Source organism: Streptomyces sp. NPDC050147 (assembly GCF_040660195.1).
Lineage (GTDB): Bacteria > Actinomycetota > Actinomycetes > Streptomycetales > Streptomycetaceae > Streptomyces.
Genome location: NZ_JBFALJ010000025.1, coordinates 95175 through 113256, shown reverse-complemented (window position 1 = coordinate 113256; position 18082 = coordinate 95175). Strand labels below are relative to the sequence as shown.

Below are 18082 nucleotides of genomic sequence, written 5' to 3'. Positions count from 1 at the left end.
CGTGACCACGTCTAGGCCCGGCCTTGCAAGGCCCCGAGCTGCGCCGGAGTGAGACGGTCCGGTCCGGCGCGGCTCAGGGCCTCGGTCACGCGGTCCGGTGGCCAGCCCAGCGCGGTGGCCACTTGGGCGACCGGGAGCGATGTGCCCGCGTGCCGCAGCGCGGCCAGTACGGTCAGGGCGTCCTCGACGGTTCCCGAGCCGCCGCTCATGTCGTCGCTGAGCGTCGCGAAGAACTGGCTCATGTGGGCGAGCCTGGCCCCCGCGGGCGTCGCCGGGTCGAGGACGTCGACTCCTCGCTGTGCGGTCTCGGCCCACATCGCGTGCTGCTGGGCGCTCGTCATCCACGCCCGGAGCCAGACGTCGTCGTCGATGACGTACCGCCGGCGGCGGTGTCCGGGCTCCCGTACGCGCCGGATCACCTCAAGGCCCTCGAGGTAGCGGACGGCCAGGGACACCGACGCGGGGCTGACCCGCAGCCGCTGGACCAGGTCCGCGGCGGTGAGGCTGCCGGAGTCGTCGGTGATGAGACGGGCGAGAACCCGCGCGGCCATGCGGGGCACCCCGGTCCTGACCATCAGCGCCGCGAGCTGCTCGGCGAAGTCGCGCACGGCGTCGGGGTCGCGGCCGTACGCATCGGGGGGCGTGGCCGGATCGCGGTGCGGGATCGCCTCGCGCCGTCGGGCGCGTCGTCGGGTGGCGAGGTGGGCGTGGTCGGCGCGGTATCCCCCCGGCCCGCCGTTGCGGGCCACCTCGCGGCTGATGGTCGAGGTCGGCCTGCCGATGCGCCGGGCGATCTCGGCGTACCCGAGCCCTTCGGCGAGACCCGCGCCGATGTCGCGGCGGTCCCGGTGGGTCAGTCTGCCTCCCGGCATGAGCATCGGCCTCCTTCCTCGCTCGCGAGCGCCGCTTGCGTTCAACGGCAAGCCCATTGCAATGAATCCGTGCAATTCCCCATGCCCGGCGTCTATTAGTCCAGTCATTCATTGAAGGCTGCTTGAACGCAACGTAGCTTCGCCGCTATCTGCACGCTGTACGGATACGGGGAGGAGCCGACGTGACGGCGACGAGCGAGGACGTGGTGCTCGATGTCGAGGGGCTGCGCATGCGCTACGGCACGGTCGACGTACTGCGCGACGTGACGTTCCGGGCGCGCCACGGTGAGGTGCTCGCCCTGCTCGGGCCGAACGGGGCGGGCAAGACCACCACCATCGAGATCATGGAAGGGTTCCGGATGCGCTCGGCGGGCCGGGTCCGGGTGCTCGGAACGGACCCGGCGCTCGGCACGGAGGCCTGGCGTGCGCGCATCGGGGTCGTCCTGCAGTCCTGGCGCGACCACGGCAAGTGGCGGGTGCGGGAGCTGCTCGCGCACCTCGGGACGTACTACGCGCCCTACTCCACCGGCACGGTCCGGCGGCCGTGGGACACCGATGAGCTCATCGCGGCGGTCGGCCTGACCGCCCAAGCGAGCCAGAAGATCAAGACGTTGTCCGGCGGACAGCGGCGCAGGCTGGACGTGGCGATCGGCATCGTGGGCCGTCCAGAACTGCTGTTCCTGGACGAGCCCACGGCGGGCTTCGATCCGGAGGCCCGGCAGGAGTTCCATGCACTCGTCCGCCGTCTCGCCGGTGAACACGAGACCACGATCCTGCTCACCACGCACGACCTGGACGAGGCGGGCAAGCTCGCCGACCGCATGATGATCCTCGCCGGGGGACGGATCATCGCGGACGGTTCGCCGGACGACCTGGCACGACGGATCGCGGGGGAGGACGAGGTGCGCTGGACGTGCGGCGGGCGGCACTTCGTGAAGACGACCCCCGAATCGACGGCGTTCGTCCGCGGGTTGTTCTGCGAGTACGGCGACGCGGTGGGCCAACTGGAGGTGCGCAGAGCGTCGTTGCAGGACACCTACCTGGCGCTGGTACGGCGCCAGGATGAGGCCCGGACGTGCGGGACCGCGAAGGTGGTGGCCCTGTGAACGCGACGGGCGTGGCGCTCCGGGCGGGCTGGGCCCGCGGCCTCATCGAACTGCGGCAGTCGTTCACCAACGGCGGCGACGTGCTCTCCCACCTGCTGTGGCCGGTCCTGATGCTGACCGTCCTGTTCTTCATGCGGGACACGGCCTTCGGTGGAAGCGGACTTCTGCTCGGGACCCTGGCCCTGCCGAGCATCCTCGGCATGAACGCGGCGATGGGCATGGTCAGCATGAGCCAGGCGCTCACCGCCGAGCGCGAGGACGGCACCCTGCTGCGTGCCAAGGCCACGCCGAACGGGATGCCGGGTTATCTCGTCGGCAAGGTCGTCTCCGTGGCCGGCGGCCTGCTCGCCGACCTCGCGATCCTGCTGATCCCGGGGGTTCTGCTCATCGGGGGCCTCGCGGTCGGCGGCCCCGGCTCGTGGCTGACGCTGACCTGGGTGCTCGTCCTCGGCATGGTCGCGACCCTGCCCATCGGCGCGGTCCTCGGCTCGCTGTTCACCAGCGCGCGCAGCCAGGGGCTCATTCAGCTGCCGGTCCTCGGCATGATCGCGATCTCCGGCATCTTCTACCCGATCACGGCCCTGCCGGACTGGCTGCAATGGGTCGCCCAGGCGTTTCCCATCTACTGGCTCGGACTCGGCATGCGCTCGGCCCTGCTCCCGGACAGTGCGGTCGCCATCGAGATCGCCGAATCCTGGCGCCACTGGGAGACGGCCGGAGCGCTGGGGGCGTGGGCCGTGCTCGGGCTGCTGGTGGCTCCGGTCGTGCTGCGCCGAACGGCCCGCAGGGAGTCGGGCTCCAGCGTGGCGCGTCGGCGGGAGCGGGCGCTGCGGCGGGTGGGCTGAGCGCCCCGCGCCCCGAGGGCCGCGGGGAACCGACCGGCCGGCCCCTGCCGGGCCGGCCGGTCGGCAATCGCCCCGAGGCGGCGCTAAAGCATCGGCAGTTCGATCGCCGGGCAGCGGTCCATCACCATCTCAAGGCCCGCTGCCCGCGTCCGCTCGTACGCCGCCTCGTCGATGACGCCGAGCTGGAACCAGACCGCCTGCGCCCCGATCGCGACGGCTTCCTCGGCGGCCTGGCCCGCCAGAGCGCTGTTGAGGAAGACGTCGACGACGTCGATCTTGAAAGGCACCGCGGAGAGGGACGGGTAGCCCTTCTCGCCGTGCACGGTCTCGGCCTTCGGGTGGATCGGGACGACGCGCTTCCCGTACCGCTGCAGGACGCCGGCGACCCCGTACGCCGCCCGTTCCTCGTTGGTGGACAGGCCCACGACCGCCCAGGTGTCCCCGAGCTCCGTCAGGATCTTGCGCACTGTTGCCGGATCGCCGTACACGTCCCGCTCCTTCTGCCGCCGATGGTCGGATGACTGCGCCACGCGCGCGTGCCGGACGCGTGCTTCAAACACGTACGTCAGACGCGTACGTCAGACATTCACGCCGAAGTCCGACGCGATACCGCGCAGTCCACTGGCATAACCCTGGCCGACCGCCCGGAATTTCCACTCCGCGCCGTGGCGGTAGAGCTCGCCGAAGACCATGGCGGTCTCGGTCGAGGCGTCCTCGGAGAGGTCGTAGCGGGCGATCTCCACGTTGTCGGCCTGGTTGACGACGCGGATGAAGGCGTTGCGGACCTGGCCGAAGCTCTGGCCGCGGTTCTCCGCGTCATGGATCGACACGGGGAAGACGATCTTCGTGATCGTGGCGGGCACCGAGGCGAGGTTCACCTTCACGGCCTCGTCGTCGCCCTCGCCCTCACCGGTGAGGTTGTCGCCGGTGTGCTCGACGGAGCCGTCGGGGCTCTTGAGCTGGTTGTAGAAGATGAAGTGCTGGTCGGACACGACCTTGCCCGAGTCGTCGCAGAGCAACGCGCTCGCGTCCAGGTCGTAGTCCGTGCCGGTGGTCGTGCGGACGTCCCAGCCCAGGCCGACCAGGACGGCGGTGAGGCCGGGGGCCTCCTTGCTGAGCGAGACGTTGCCGCCCTTGGCCAGGGAAACTCCCACGATGTCCTCCTGAAGTCCTGAGGTGAAGTGCGTACCGGCCGTGGTCAGGGCCGGAACTAAAAACTACAACACTGTAGAAACAGCCGGGACGCGGCGCCCCCTGTACCGCGCCCCGTTACGATGTGGCGCTCCTTGAGGGGCCGTCAAGAGAGCCGTCAGGGAGCGATGGGGAAAGTCCTCGTATTTCGGCGGCGGGGAAGTTCCGCACCACCTCGCGGATTCCTTGACGCGGCCCCAAAGGGCCACGAGGCTCCATGCGTTGTCGAGGAGTTCCGCCGAAGGTAGGGAGGACGGACGATGACTCGGACCGCACAGGAGTTGCTCGACGGTGTGGCGGCGCGGCTCGCGCCCGACCCGGCGGACAATCCGCTCGTCCCGCGCCTCGCCGACGGCACCGCGAACCGTTCCGCGATCACCGCTCTCGCTCTGGAGCAGCGCTCCGTGATCCCCGCCGACCGCCGCTCCTTCCTGCATCTGGCCACACGCTCGGCCGACGCGGGAGAAACCGAGTGCGCGGCCTTCTTCCGCACCCTCGCCGAGGGCGAGACGCTCGCCTTCGACCGCCTCGGTGCTCTGGTCGCGGCGTGCGGCGTGGACAAGGCCGACGCCGAGGCGTACGAGCCGCGCGCGGGCTGCCAGGCCTATCCGGCGTACGTGGCCTGGCTCGCCCTGAACGCCGCCCCCGTCGACGTCGTTCTCGCCCTGACCGCCAACTTCGCCTCCTGGGGCGCCTATTGCGCGACGCTCGCCGAGGCGCTGCCGGCGCACTACGGCTTCACCGAGGAGGCCTGTGCCTTCTTCGCCTTCTTCGCCGAGCCCGCGCCCGACCTGGAGCGGCAGGCGCTCGCCGCGGTGCGCGCGGGCATGGACCGGGGTCTCGACGCGACCGGGTCCGCTCTGCGCCACGGGAAGCTGCTCCAGCGCTACGAGGCGATGTTCTGGGAGACGCTCGCCGACCCGGCACACGGCGTCTGACCGCCTTCGCCCGCGGCCTGAGACGCCTTACTGGTCGCGGGACTTGGGCAGCGACTGGCCCGTCAGCACGTACGTACCGCTGGAGGCATCGTCCGCCTCGTACGGGCGCTGGGCACGTGGCTCGGCGGGGTCCCTACGTACCCGGCGCGGGAGGAGTGACCGGCAGGACGACGGCGGTGACGGCGATGCCGTCACGTATCAGCCAGGTGCCCGCGAAGCCCGTCAGCTCGCGCCCCGCCACCGTCGGCCCGGGGACGAGAAGCGCCGCGGTGAACGTGCCGTCCGGGTGCAGGAACAGCCGCGCGTCCTCGAAGCCGAGCCAGCGGCCGGTCAGCGGGAACCACGCCTTGTAGACGGATTCCTTGGCGCTGAAGAGGAGCCGGTCCCAGGGGACCTCCGGGTGCCGGCCGCCGAGCTCGGCCAGGGCCGAGCGCTCCGTCTCGTCGCTGACCAGATCGAGGACGTCGCCATTGTCGAGCGGAGCGGCTGGTTCCGCGTCGATGCCGAGGGAGAGGACGTCCGACGCGCGGGCCAGGGCGGCGGCGCGGTAGCCCGTGCAGTGCGTCATGCTGCCGACGATGCCGTCGGGCCAGCGCGGTTCGCCCTTGGGGCCGGGCAGGATCGGCACGGGCGGCAGGCCGAGCTCGGCCAGGGCGCTGCGGGCGCACTGCCGGACGGTGGTGAATTCCTTGCGCCGCTTGTCCACGGCCCGCGCCACGACCTGCTCCTCCTCGGGGAACAGGAACGGATCGGCCGGGTCCTCGCGGACCTCCACGACGGTGACGGGTGCGGCGGCGAGCAACGACCCCAACACATCGGTCCCGCTCAGGAATTGGCGTACGCGATTCGTAGGTGACGTCACAACGGATCACCGTACCGGGGCCGCTCCCCGAGCGGGGGCCTACTCTGGCGGGATGCACGACGAGTACCGCACAGTGGCCCGCGAGGCCGTGCACGAGACCGAGATCAACCGCTCGCGCTTCCTGTGCGCCCTCGCGCCCGCGGCCACCGAGGAGGAGGCCCAGGAGTTCGTCGCGCGCGTCCGCAAGGAGCACCCGTCCGCCTCGCACAACTGCTTCGCGTACGTCATCGGGGCCGACGCCGGAGTGCAGAAGGCGAGCGACGACGGGGAGCCCGGCGGCACCGCCGGTGTGCCGATGCTCCAGATGCTGCTGCGCCGCGACATGCGGTACGTCGTCGCCGTCGTGACCCGCTACTACGGCGGGGTCAAGCTCGGCGCCGGCGGGCTGATCAGGGCCTACGGAGGGGCGGTCGGTGAGGCGCTCGACGCGGTCGGCACGCTGACCCGCAGGCGCTTCAGGCTCGCCACCGTCACGGTCGACCACCAGCGCGCCGGGAAGATCCAGAACGATCTGCGGTCGGCGGGGCGCGAGGTGCGTGACGTGCGGTACGGGGACGCGGTGACGATCGAGATCGGCCTGCCCGACGCCGACGTCGAGGCGTTCACGGCCTGGCTGGCGGACGCGACGGCGGGCGCCGCGGTCTTCGAACTCGGCGGAGAGGCGTACGGGGACGCCTGACGGCCGCTGAGCCGGGCAGGCCGCCCGAGCCCAGGCGCGGATAGGTGCGAATGGGTAGAATTCGGGGCATGGGAGAGCGGTCCGCAGCTCCGTCTGCGCCCGAACTCGTCCTGGAGACCGACAGCGGCTCCACGGTGATGAGTCCGAGCCGGGACTATCACGTCGGACGCGACCCGTTGAGCGACATCGTCATCGACGACGCCCGCGTCTCCTGGCACCACGCCGTCCTGCACGCCGAGCGCGACCACTGGACGATCGAGGACGAGCACAGCACGAACGGCACCTACGCCGACGGTCAGCGCGTCCAGGAGTGGGATGTCGGCGCCGGCAGCGTCCTGCGCTTCGGCCATGTCACGGACGGCCCGCGCGCGGTGCTCGTCGGCCGCCCGCCGCCCCCGCCCGCCGCCCCCGAGCGCCCCTCCGCCGTCCGCACCCCCTCGGCCACCGGCACCTTCCGGCAGCCGACGACCGTGCGCCCGCTGCCCGCCCGCACCGTCCGCATCGGCCGAGCCGCCGACAACGACCTGGTCATCGACGATCTGGTCGTCTCACGCCGCCACGCCGAGCTGCGAGTCCTCGCGGACGGCACGTACGAGATCGTCGACCTCGGCAGCCACAACGGGACCTACCTCAACGGCCAGCCGGTCGACCGGGCCCGGATCGCGGCAGGGGACATCGTCGGCGTGGGCCACCGCGCGTACTGCCTCGTCGGCGACCAGCTCCAGGAGTACGTCGACACCGGCGAGGTGTCGCTCGACGTGCAGGAGCTGACGGTCGCCGTCGACCGGGGGCGCAAGACACTCCTCGACCGCATCTCCTTCCCCGTCGGCGAGAAGTGCCTGCTCGCCGTCGTCGGGCCGAGCGGCGCGGGGAAGTCCACCCTCCTCAACGCCCTCACCGGTCTGCGCCCCGCCGACGAAGGCACGGTCCTCTACGACGGCCGCGACCTCTACCGCGACTACGCCGAACTGCGTCAGCGCATCGGACTCGTGCCGCAGGACGACATCCTGCACGCCCAGCTCACCGTGCGCCGGGCCCTCGGATACGCCGCCGAACTGCGCTTCCCCCAGGACACCGAGAAGGCGGAACGCAGGGCCAGGGTCGACGAGGTCATCCGGGAGCTGGGCCTTGAGCAGCGCGTCGACCAGCCCATCCACAGCCTCTCCGGAGGGCAGCGCAAGCGCGTGAGCGTCGCCCTCGAACTGCTGACCAAGCCCTCCCTGCTCTTCCTCGACGAACCGACGTCCGGGCTCGACCCGGGCATGGACCGCTCGGTGATGCACATGCTGCGCGGCCTCGCCGACGACGGCCGGACGGTCATCGTCGTCACTCACAGCGTGCTCAGCCTCGACGGGTGCGACCGGCTCCTGGTGCTCGCCGCGGGCGGCAGAATCGCCTATTACGGGCCGCCGCAGGACGCGCTCCCGTTCTTCGGCTTCGAGGAGTGGCCCGAGGCGTTCGAGGCCTTCGAGGGGGATCGCGACCGGGACTGGGCGGGCGAGTACCGGCGTTCGCCCTTCCACCAGCGGTACATCGTCAACTCCTCGGCGCAGCCGCCCCTGCCGCAGGGCGGCGCGGGCCCGGCCGCCGCGTTCGCGGCGCCGCCGAAGGCGCAGAGCTGGGGGTCCCAGCTGCGGACCCTGGTACGGCGGTACGCGGCAGCCCTCGTCGCCGACCGGACCTTCCTCGCGATCATGATCGCGCTGCCCTTCGTGATGGGCGCCATGGCCCGCGCGCTGGCCGGGAGCAGGCTGACGCAGGAGACGGCGATGAACGCGCTGCTCATCCTCTGCGTGGGCGGAGTCCTGACCGGCGCGGCCAACGCCGTGCGGGAACTGGTCAAGGAACGGGTCATCTACCGCCGTGAGAGGGCCGTGGGGCTCTCCAGATCGGCGTATCTGATGTCCAAGGTCGTCGTACTCGGAACGATCACCGTCCTGCAGGCCGTCGTGCTGACCCTGGTGGCGCTGCTCGGCGTCGATCTCAACGCGCCGGGCGGCGAGGGCGTGCTGCTGTCCCCCCTGGTCGAGATCACCGTGGCGGTGGCCCTGCTGGCGTTCACGGCCATGATGCTGGGGCTCCTGGTCTCGGCGCTCGTGCGCAAGGAAGAAGTGACGATGCCGCTGCTCGTGCTGCTCGCCATCGTCCAGGTGGTGTTCTGCGGCGCCCTCCTGAAACTCCACGGGGTGCCCGGCGTGGAGCAGCTCGCGTGGCTCGTGCCGTCGCGGTGGGCGCTGGGCGCGATGGCGGGCACCATCGGCCTCGGCAGGATCGTGCCGGGGGAGCTGACCGCCGATCCGCTGTTCCGTCACTCCGCGGGGATCTGGCTGATCAACATGGGCATGCTGGTGGCCCTCTGTGTCGTGTTCGGCTACGTCGTCGCAAGGCTGCTGAGACGACACGAACCCGCGGTGATGCGGAAGTAGACCAGGAGCAGGACCAGGACCAGGAGCAGACGAGATGACCACAGCGGACTTCCGCCCCACACATGTGGTCCCCCAGGACGGTCTTTCCGCCTGGGAGGCGCCGGACGTGAACCGCCCGACGACGCCGCTCGACGCGCTCCTGCCCGTCCAGCTCGCCGACCGCCTCGGTGACTGGGCCCGGATCGTCTGCGCGAACGACTGGTCGGCCTGGGTCGACGGCCGCCTCCTGATCGCCGTACCGAAGGACCCGCCCGCCGCCGGCCACCCCCTGACCCGCACCGGGGACCCGGGCCCGCTGCTGGCGCGAACCGAGGAGGCGCTGAGCCGCTACCGCCGCGCGAGCGAGGAACTGGCGGCCGGCGAAACCAACGGCGAGTCCTTCCGCGACCGGACGCACGGTCTACGCGTCGGCGTGGTCGTCGACGGCGAGTCGATGTGGCTCTACGACGCCGAACACGAGCGCTGGGTGTACTGCGAGGGCACCCGGCTCAACACGTACGCGGCCGGGGAGGCCCCGAGCGTCCACGGAGCGGCCGGGGAAGCCGCGGGCCTGGAGCCGCCACGGGCCGTGGGCCCAGTGTCCCCGAACCAGGCCGGCGGTCCGGACGGCGACGACAGCACTGGGCGGGTGCCACCCGTGAGCGACGGGGCGCCCGTGAGCGGCGGGGGCGTGGGTTCGGGCGGTGCGGCGGGCCCGGAACCGACGCAGGTCGTTGAGGCCGCTGGTGGTTCGGGTCGGGCTTCCGTGCGGGGCGGCGAGTCTGGCGCCGGTCGCGTGTCCGCGGGTGAGCGGGCCGTGGGCCCTGGTGGCGTGGCGGGTCCGGAATCGACGCAGGTGGTCGAGGCCGCTGGTGGTTCGGGTCGGGCTTCCGTGCGGGATGGCGAGTCTGGCGCCGGTCGCGGGTCCGCGGGTGAGCGGGCCGTGCGTCCTGGTGGCGCTGCGGGCTCTCCCGAACCGACACAGGTCGTCGAGGCCCTGTCCGGCGCGGGGCCGGTCCGAGCTGCGGACAGTGAGCGCGGCGAGGGGCTCGCCCCCGATCCGGCCGCCGAGGAACCCACTCGTCGCATCCCTCCCGTCACGGTCGACCCGGGCCCCGCGGTCCGGTCCGGTGACGCGTGATGGGGGCCGTGCCGCGCGACGACGAACCGGCGAGCCCGAGCACCGCTCACGGACGGCCGTCCGAGCTGATCGGACAGCAGATCGCGGGCTACCGCGTCGAGCGGGAGATCGGGCGCGGGGGAATGGCCGTCGTCTACCGCGCCAGGGACCTGCGCCTGGACCGGACCGTCGCCCTGAAGCTGCTCGCCCCCGAGCTGGCCCGCAACGACACCTTCCGGCAGCGCTTCACGCACGAGTCACGCGTGGCCGCCGCGATCGAGCACCCGCACATCGTGCCGGTCTTCGAGGCGGGCGAGACCGACGGCGTGCTCTACATCGCCATGCGGTACGTTCCCGGGCTCGACCTGCGCCACCTGCTCGACGACTCGGGCCCCCTCCCCGTCAAAGCCGCCCTTCGCATCGCCGCGCAGGTCGCGTCCGCGCTCGACGCGGCCCACGATCACGGCCTGGTCCACCGTGACGTCAAACCCGGCAACATACTCGTGGCCAAGGGCACGGACAGCGACCACCCGGAGCACGTCTACCTCACGGACTTCGGTCTGACGAAGAAGTCGCTCTCGCTGACCGGGTTCACGACCGTCGGCCAGTTCGTGGGGACCCTCGACTACGTGGCGCCGGAGCAGATCTCCGGACGCCCGGTGGACGGCCGGTGCGACGTCTACAGCCTCGCCTGCGTCGTCCACGAGACGATGGCCGGCGGGCCGCCCTTCCAGCGCGACGACGACATGGCCCTGCTCTGGGCCCATCAGTACGACCAGCCGCCCCGCCTGACGGAAAAGCGCCCCGAGATTCCCGCCGCCCTCGACGGCGTCCTCGCGAAGGCGCTGGCCAAGAGCCCGGAGGACCGGTACGGCTGCTGCCTCGAATTCGCGGCCGCACTGCGCGCCGCGGCCACGGGAAGCGCGCGGGGTCATGCCCCCACGCGGGTGGACCCGCGGGTCGTAGGAGCACCGGCGGACCCGGGAGCGCCCCCGGAGCCGCCGAGCTGGGCGCGCCCGGTCTTTCGGCGGCTGCCCGGCTAGGACGGTGAGCGGCCGTCCTTCTCCACCTCACCGCGCCGGTGCACCCCACGCGCGAGCAGGCCACCGATGAAGCCGGTGACCAGACCCCACGCCACGGCGAGGATCAGCGCGGTCCCCAGTTCCGGGTCCAGCTTCACCAGCCCCGACAGGCCGCCGCCCAGGTCGCCGATGCCCAGGAGCGACAGGCCGTAGTGGGCGGACACGCGGGCGAGCAGGCAGACGGCGAGCACCGTCGAAGTCAGCGCCACCGCCATGTGCACCGCGTGCTGCCAGGCCGGCATCCGGGCCGGTGAGCGTGCCGCCATGAGGAACGCGGCGCCGAGCACCAGGGCCGCCGCGACCACCAGCAGCCACCACACCCGCCCGTCGTGCTCGGCGAGTGTGCGCAGGTTGAGCGTGGAGTCGTCCGGAGTGCGCAGTACGTCGTCCAGGACCTTCGGCATGGGCAGCCCGAAAGGCCCGTCCACGCGGCCCTCCCAGGACGCGCCGAGCCCGAGGGTGAAGGCGAGCCAGACGAGGTTGGGCAGCCCGAGCAGGAGCACCGCGAACGTCTCGGCCGCGTGGCCCTTGGTCGCCGCCACGACCACGCCGACGACGAATCCCAGGGCGGCGTAGGCGAGCAGCAGGGCCACCATCGCGTACGCCGCGGGCCGCACCGACTCCTGGAAGCGCAACAGGCGGGCCGGGAGCGGCGCCCCGCGCGAGACCAGCAGCGCCAAGGCCAGGACACCCGCCAGCCACAGCAGCCCGAAGAGCAGGGTCAGCGGGACATCCGTCTCGAAGCCGACCTCGGGCGAGGCGCCCAGCAGATCACCGATGTCGGCAGCGGCCCCCTCCCCGAGCGTGATCGTGAACCGGTGGCGGGCCAGCAGGCCGAGGCCGATGAGGAGCAGCACCCACAGTGCGGCGAGCCGCCCGGCCCAGCCGGCCAGTTCCCTGGTGTCGGCGACGGCCCGGTGCCGCAGCGGCCTGAGAAACCCGGCCGCGACCACCAGGGCCCCGGCGAGGGTGACCGAGAGGGGGAGCACCGAGAGCCCGGCGTTCGTCTCGGCGATCGCCCCTGCGTCGCCGGAGAGCCCGACGGAGCCGCCGACCGCCATCACGACGACGGCCGCGACGACACTGGGAAAAGCGCCGCCGGGGAGGTCCGCGGCCCCGGCGGCCCACAGGCCGAGCGCGGCGACGACGGCCATGGCCACCAGCGCGGCGAGCACGGCGAGGAGGGCGTGGATCCAGCCGTGGGGGGCCCGCCGGTTCTCGGACGCGCGCCGCGCGCCTGCCCGTCCGGGCGGTGTCTGGTCGCTCACGTTGTCACGCTATGCAGCGCCGCGGCGGTCCGCCCCTCGGGAGGGCCGACCGCGTCGGCTTGCGGGACCCGGGGAAGCGGGACACACAATAGGCGCATAACGGAATCAGGCGTGCGGATCGCATGAAGCGTCGCTTACTGGGTCTGAGCGCCATATATCCCCTACGCAGGGAAGAAGTGCTCGTGAGCGCCGAACCGCCGTCGTCAGGACGCCCCACAGGACCCCCGTCCGGCCCGCTCTCGGGGCCTTCGCAGCCCGGCCCTTCGCAGCCCGGTGGCACCCCGAGCGGCCCACCGGGCGGCCCACCGGACCCTCCGGGCCCGCCCGGCGGCGCGAGCCCCGAGCAGGGCCCCGGCAGGGGTCCGGAGCAGGGCCGCCCCTGGTGGAAGTCGGCGCCGCGCGTGGCGGCGATCTCCCTCGTGCTGGTGGCAGCCGTGGTGCTGACCGTCGTCCTCACGCGGCCGGACAAGGCCTCTGAATCCGGTGGCGAGGTCGCCCTGCAGCCTGCCGGGAAGCAGGGCCCCGATCCCTTCACCGAGTCGACGGCCCGGGACGACCCGACGCCGCCGTCACCCAGCGCCCTGCCGAGCTCCTCGGCGTCGGCCAACGTGACGCGCGCCGTCGACGGCGCCGCCCCCGGCCTCTACGGCGGGACGCGCAAGGTCGGCAGCTGCGACGTGGAGAAGCAGGTCGGCGCCCTGGAGAACGACCCGGCGAAGAACAAGGCGTTCGCCTCGGTGCTCGACATCGAGGCGTCCGCCGTCCCCGCGTACCTGCGGGCGCTCACACCCGTACGGCTGCGCATGGACACCCGCGTCACCAACCACGGCTACCGCGACGGCGCCCCCACCGCCTATCAGGCGGTCCTGCAGGCCGGGACCGCCGTCCTCGTCGACGACCGGGGCGTGCCGCGCGTGCGCTGTGCCTGCGGCAATCCGCTGCTGCCCCCTGTCGCGCAGAAGAGCACCCCGAAGCCGACGGGTGACGCGTGGCCCGGCTATCGGTCCTCCAACGTGGTGGTCGTGGCGCCGGCCACCCAGGTCGTGAATGAATTCGTCATGTACGACCCGGAAAGCGGCGACTGGTTCGAACGTGACAAGGGCGACACGGGCGCCGGTGACACGAAGACCGCGCCGCCGGTGAAGCAGCCCTCCCCGTCCCCGTCCACGTCGACCCCGCCCTCTTCCTCCCCTGCGCCCCCTTCGGTGTCCCCTTCCACCGGTGAACCCTCCTCGCCGCCCGCCTCGTCCGCACCGCGGACGCCCTCCTCGGAGCAGGAGGAGCCGCCCGCGTCGCAGCCCGCGCAGCCGCCGTCCTCTCCGTGACAGATCGAGGTTCGTGATCGAGCAGGGGCCGACAGGCGCTAGCGTGGTGGGTGCTGTCGGCGGGGCCCGTGCTGGGGCGGTCCTCGAGCCGGGGCGTAGGAGGGGAAAGTGAGCATGCGGGCCGGAGTGGCGTCTTGAGAATTCTGCACACGTCCGACTGGCATCTGGGCCGGGCGTTCCACCGCGTGAGCATGCTCGGCGCCCAGGCCGATTTCATCGGCCACCTCGTCGCGACGGCGCGCGAGCGCCAGGCGGACGCCGTCGTCGTGTCCGGCGACGTGTACGACAGAGCGGTACCTCCGCTCGCCGCCGTGGAGCTCTTCGACGACGCGCTGCACCGGCTCGCGGACCTCGGCATCCCGACGGTGATGATCTCCGGCAACCACGACTCGGCGCGCCGCCTCGGCGTCGGCGCCGGGCTCATCGGCCGCGCGGGCATCCACCTGCGCACCGCCCCCGCCGCCTGCGCGGACCCGGTGGTCTTGGCCGACGATCACGGGGACGTGGCGTTCTACGGCCTTCCCTATCTCGAACCCGCCCTGGTCAAGGACGAGTTCGGGGTGGCGAGGGCCGGGCACGAGGCGGTGCTCGGCGCCGCCATGGACCGGGTCCGCGCCGACCTGGCGGCCCGGACTCCGGGTACTCGTTCCGTGGTCCTCGCCCACGCCTTCGTCACCGGCGGCGAGGCGAGCGACAGTGAGCGGGACATCACCATCGGCGGGGTCGCCGCCGTACCGTCCGGGGTCTTCGACGGCGTCGACTATGTGGCGCTCGGCCACCTGCACGGCAGCCAGACCATCAGCGAGCGCGTGCGCTACTCGGGCTCCCCGCTGCCGTACTCGTTCTCCGAATCCAAGCACCGCAAGAGCATGTGGCTCGTCGACCTGGGAGCCGCGGGCGAGATCGCGGCCGAGCGGATCGACTGTCCGGTGCCGCGCCCGCTCGCCCGCATCCGCGGCGACATCGAGACGCTGCTCGCCGACCCTGACCTCGCCCGCCACGAGGGCGCCTGGGTCGAGGCGACGCTCACCGATCCGGTACGCCCCGACGAGCCCATGGCCCGCCTCTGCGAGCGCTTCCCGCACACCCTCAGCCTCGTCTTCGATCCCGAACGCGCCCCCGAGGACCCGGACGTCTCGTACGCCCAGCGCCTGAAGGGCCGCAGCGACCAGCAGATCGCGGAGGACTTCGTGACCCATGTGCGAGGAGCGGGGCCCGACGTACGCGAACAGGAGGTGCTGCGAGCGGCGTTCGACACCGTCCGCAGCGACGACACGCTGCGCGAGGTGGCGCGATGAGGCTGCACCGGCTGAGGATCACCGCGTTCGGCCCCTTCGGCACCACCCAGGACATCGACTTCGACGACCTCTCCGCCGCCGGGCTCTTCCTGCTGCACGGGCCGACCGGCGCGGGAAAGACATCCGTCCTGGACGCCGTCTGCTACGGCCTGTACGGCTCCGTGCCGGGGCCCCGGCAGGGCAGCGGCCAGGGCGTGACGCTGCGCAGCGACCACGCGCAGCCCGGCGTGCGGACGGAGGTGTGCCTCGAACTCACCGTCGCCGGGCGCCGGTTGGAGGTCACCCGGCAGCCGCCGTGGGAGCGTCCGAAGAAGCGCGGCACCGGCACCACCATGGAGAAGGCGCAGAGCTGGCTCCGGGAGTACGAGGCCGGGGAATCCGGGCACGGTGGCGGGTGGAAGGACCTCAGCCGCTCCCACCAGGAGATCGGCGAGGAGATCACGCAGCTGCTCGGCATGAGCAAGGAGCAGTTCTGCCAAGTCGTGCTGCTGCCGCAGGGTGACTTCGCGCGCTTCCTGCGGGCCGACGCCGAAGCCCGCGGCAAACTGCTCGGGCGGCTCTTCGACACGCACAGGTTCGCGGCGGTCGAGCAGCGGCTCGCCGAGCAGCGGCGCGAGGCCGAGGGCGCGGTGCGGGAAGGCGACAAGGAGCTCCTCGCCGACGCGCATCGGATGCAGCAGGCCGCCGAGGGCGGCCTTGAGGGCGCCGAGCCGCCGCTGCCCGATCTCTCACCCGGCGATCCGGGGCTCGCCGAGTCCGTCCTGACCTGGGCCGCCGTCGCCCGTACCAGCGCCCGTGAGCGGCGCACGATCGCCGGGTGCGCCCTCACGGCCGCCGAGTCGGCGCAGGCCGCCGCGGGGCGCCGCCTTGAGGACGTACGTGAACTCGACCGGCTGCAGAGGCGGTTCGCCCAGGCGCGGGAGCGGGCCGGGCGCCTGCGGGAGCGCGCCGAGGAACACCGGCAGCGGCAGGCCCGGATGGAGCGCGCCCGCAAGGCCGAGAGGGTCGCCCCCGCGCTCGGCCTGCGCCGGGCCACCGAGGAGGAGCACCGCCGCGCGAGCGCCGAAGCGGCACGAGCGCGCGGGCAGCTGCCCGCCACGTTCGCCGACTCCGGTGCGGCGGGGCTCGCCGCCGCCGCGCGCAAGGCAGCCGAAGAACTCGGCGGTCTCGAATCCGCCCGGCGCGCCGAGCGGCGTCTGACCGAACTCGGTACCGAGCGCGCTTCCCTGGAGCGCGAGGAGCGAGCCGACGACGAGCTCCTGCGCGAGGCCGCGGGCTGGCTCGACGGCTGGGACGCGACCCGCAGCGCGCTCCAGGAGCGCATCGAGTCCGCTCAGGACGCGGCGACGCGTGCGGAGCACCTCGCGGCCCAACTGGAGTCCACCCAGGGCAGGCTGGCCGCGGCGCGCCGCCGCGACCGCCTCGCCGGGGAAGCGACCGTCGCGTACGAGCGCACCCTCGCGGCCCGTGAGCGTGCCACCACGGCCCACGAACACTGGCTCACCCTGAAGGAACAGCGCCTCACCGGCATCGCGGCGGAACTGGCCGCCACTTTGGCCGACGGCGCCCCCTGCGCGGTCTGCGGAGCCACCGAACACCCCGCGCCCGCATCGAAGACCGCCGGGCACGTCGACCGAACCACGGAGGAGTCGGCGCTCGCCGCCTACCGGCAGGCCGAAGAGGCGCGCACGCGGGAGGAACGACACCTCGGCGAGGTGCGCGAGTCGTTGGCGGCGGCCGGTGCCGCGGCCCTCGGATCGTCCGGCGGGGAGAGGGGCGATGAAGAGGCGGAGACCGCACCCCAGGGGCCATCGGCCGAGCGACTCGCCGCGCTGGCCGACGAGTTGGGAAGGGAACACGCCGAGGCGCGCGGTCGCGCCTCCGAGCTGCACGCCGCCAAGGAAGCCCTCGCCCACGCCGAGCGCGAGCACGACCGCAGGGTTGCCGTGCGGCAAGAAGCCGCCGTGCGGGCCGCGTCCCGCGCCACCCTCCGGGACACCCTGGAGCGCGAACAGTCGGGGCTGGAAGCCGAGTTGGTCCGCGCACGCGGCGCCAGCGGCAGCGTCGCCGCCCGAGCCGACCAGCTGGAGCGGCAGGCCGCCCGCCTGACCGAGGCTTCGGAAGCCGTACGCGTCGCCGACGACACCGCCGAGCGGCTCAAGGACGCCGACGCGCGACTCGCCGACGCCGCCTTCCGCGCCGGGTTCGACACGCCCGGGGAGGCGGCAGAGGCCCTGCTGGACGACGCGGGCCACCGCGAACTGCAGCACCGTATCGACGAGTGGCGCAACGAAGAGGCGGCGGTGCGTTCCCTCCTCGCCGAGCCGGACGCGGCCGCCGCCGCCCAGCAGCCACAGGCCGACCTCAGGGCCGCCCAGGAAGCCGCCGACCACGCCGACCAGCGGGCCCGCGTGGCCGCCTCCGCGCTCGACGCGGCCACGCGGCGGTGCGCCGAACTCGACCGGCTCTCCGACCGCTCGGCCGCCGGAGCCCGGCGGCTCGCGCCGCTGCGCGACGCGTACGACCGCGTGGCGCGCCTCGCGGGCCTTGCCGCGGGCACGTCGGCGGACAACGAACGCAAGATGCGCCTGGAGTCCTATGTCCTCGCGGCCCGGCTCGAACAGGTCGCGGCCGCGGCGACCGCGCGGCTGCGGCGCATGTCCTCCGGCCGCTACACCCTCGTCCACTCCGACGACCGTACGGGGCGCGGGCGTTCGGGCCTCGGTCTGCATGTGGTCGACGCGTGGACCGGCCGGGAGCGCGACACGTCCACGCTCTCGGGCGGCGAGACCTTCTTCGCCTCGCTCGCCCTCGCGCTCGGCCTCGCGGACGTCGTCACCGACGAGGCGGGTGGCGTACGGCTCGACACACTCTTCATCGACGAGGGCTTCGGCAGCCTCGACGACCAGACCCTCGACGAGGTCCTCGACGTCCTCGACTCCCTGCGCGAGCGGGACCGCAGCGTCGGCATCGTGAGCCACGTCGCGGACCTGCGGCGACGCGTCCACGCCCAGCTGGAGGTCGAGAAGGGGCGCGCCGGGTCGGTCGTACGGCAGCGGGGCGGGGTGTGAGGGACGCCCCGGACTCGACG

At 72.8% G+C, this 18082-nt stretch carries 15 protein-coding genes; 10 read left to right on the top strand and 5 right to left on the bottom strand.

Annotation, left to right across the window (positions count from 1 at the left end):
* Nucleotides 1–11: 11 nt before the first annotated feature.
* A complete protein-coding gene (locus AB0I94_RS31855; protein WP_363313174.1) occupies nt 12–872 on the bottom strand; it encodes a MarR family transcriptional regulator in 861 nt (286 codons plus the stop codon).
* Nucleotides 873–1102: 230 nt separating this feature from the next.
* On the opposite strand from AB0I94_RS31855, the gene AB0I94_RS31850 reads away from it, so the two are divergent.
* Both AB0I94_RS31850 and AB0I94_RS31845 read left to right on the top strand, forming a co-directional pair.
* Nucleotides 1103–1978, top strand: a complete 876-nt coding sequence (locus tag AB0I94_RS31850; protein ID WP_363313228.1) for an ABC transporter ATP-binding protein — start codon at nt 1103–1105, stop codon at nt 1976–1978.
* On the top strand, nt 1975–2823 hold the full coding sequence (locus AB0I94_RS31845) for an ABC transporter permease (RefSeq protein ID WP_363313173.1): 849 nt from the start codon (nt 1975–1977) through the stop codon (nt 2821–2823). Before AB0I94_RS31850 ends, AB0I94_RS31845 begins: the two co-directional genes overlap by 4 nt.
* Before the next feature lie 83 nt (nt 2824–2906).
* On the opposite strand, the gene AB0I94_RS31840 is transcribed toward AB0I94_RS31845, so the two are convergent.
* Nucleotides 2907–3311: a CoA-binding protein gene (locus AB0I94_RS31840; RefSeq protein ID WP_363313172.1), complete on the bottom strand. Its 405-nt coding sequence runs from the start codon at nt 3309–3311 to the stop codon at nt 2907–2909.
* A 90-nt stretch (nt 3312–3401) separates the two neighbouring features.
* Nucleotides 3402–3977, bottom strand: coding sequence for a TerD family protein (locus AB0I94_RS31835; RefSeq protein ID WP_363313171.1), 576 nt, complete (start codon nt 3975–3977; stop codon nt 3402–3404).
* Between the two features lie 297 nt (nt 3978–4274).
* Here AB0I94_RS31835 and AB0I94_RS31830 point away from each other — a divergent pair, with 297 nt between their 5' ends.
* A complete protein-coding gene (locus tag AB0I94_RS31830) occupies nt 4275–4952 on the top strand; it encodes a transcriptional regulator (RefSeq protein WP_363313170.1) in 678 nt (225 codons plus the stop codon).
* Between the two features lie 133 nt (nt 4953–5085).
* On the opposite strand, the gene AB0I94_RS31825 is transcribed toward AB0I94_RS31830, so the two are convergent.
* Nucleotides 5086–5754: a 4'-phosphopantetheinyl transferase superfamily protein gene (locus AB0I94_RS31825; protein ID WP_363313227.1), complete on the bottom strand. Its 669-nt coding sequence runs from the start codon at nt 5752–5754 to the stop codon at nt 5086–5088.
* A 112-nt stretch (nt 5755–5866) separates the two neighbouring features.
* Here AB0I94_RS31825 and AB0I94_RS31820 point away from each other — a divergent pair, with 112 nt between their 5' ends.
* From AB0I94_RS31820 to AB0I94_RS31805, 4 genes are all read left to right on the top strand, one after another.
* On the top strand, nt 5867–6493 hold the full coding sequence (locus AB0I94_RS31820; protein ID WP_363313169.1) for a YigZ family protein: 627 nt from the start codon (nt 5867–5869) through the stop codon (nt 6491–6493).
* Nucleotides 6494–6561: 68 nt separating this feature from the next.
* On the top strand, nt 6562–8919 hold the full coding sequence (locus AB0I94_RS31815; protein WP_363313168.1) for an FHA domain-containing protein: 2358 nt from the start codon (nt 6562–6564) through the stop codon (nt 8917–8919).
* Nucleotides 8920–8953: 34 nt separating this feature from the next.
* Nucleotides 8954–10039 carry a hypothetical protein gene (locus AB0I94_RS31810; RefSeq protein WP_363313167.1) on the top strand — a complete coding sequence of 362 codons (1086 nt, stop codon included), beginning with the start codon at nt 8954–8956 and terminating at the stop codon, nt 10037–10039.
* Nucleotides 10039–11061 carry a serine/threonine-protein kinase gene (locus tag AB0I94_RS31805; RefSeq protein WP_363313166.1) on the top strand — a complete coding sequence of 341 codons (1023 nt, stop codon included), beginning with the start codon at nt 10039–10041 and terminating at the stop codon, nt 11059–11061. The genes AB0I94_RS31810 and AB0I94_RS31805 overlap by 1 nt, the downstream gene beginning before the upstream one ends.
* On the opposite strand, the gene AB0I94_RS31800 is transcribed toward AB0I94_RS31805, so the two are convergent.
* A complete protein-coding gene (locus tag AB0I94_RS31800) occupies nt 11058–12254 on the bottom strand; it encodes a streptophobe family protein (RefSeq protein ID WP_363313226.1) in 1197 nt (398 codons plus the stop codon). The genes AB0I94_RS31805 and AB0I94_RS31800 overlap by 4 nt on opposite strands.
* A gap of 296 nt (nt 12255–12550) precedes the next feature.
* Here AB0I94_RS31800 and AB0I94_RS31795 point away from each other — a divergent pair, with 296 nt between their 5' ends.
* The 3 genes from AB0I94_RS31795 to AB0I94_RS31785 all read left to right on the top strand — a co-directional run bounded on the left by AB0I94_RS31795 (nt 12551) and on the right by AB0I94_RS31785 (nt 18062).
* Nucleotides 12551–13693, top strand: coding sequence for a DUF6777 domain-containing protein (locus AB0I94_RS31795; protein WP_363313165.1), 1143 nt, complete (start codon nt 12551–12553; stop codon nt 13691–13693).
* 134 nt (nt 13694–13827) lie between these two features.
* On the top strand, nt 13828–14991 hold the full coding sequence (locus AB0I94_RS31790; RefSeq protein ID WP_363313164.1) for an exonuclease SbcCD subunit D: 1164 nt from the start codon (nt 13828–13830) through the stop codon (nt 14989–14991).
* Nucleotides 14988–18062, top strand: coding sequence for an SMC family ATPase (locus tag AB0I94_RS31785; protein WP_363313163.1), 3075 nt, complete (start codon nt 14988–14990; stop codon nt 18060–18062). Before AB0I94_RS31790 ends, AB0I94_RS31785 begins: the two co-directional genes overlap by 4 nt.
* The last annotated feature ends 20 nt before the right edge of the window (nt 18063–18082 follow it).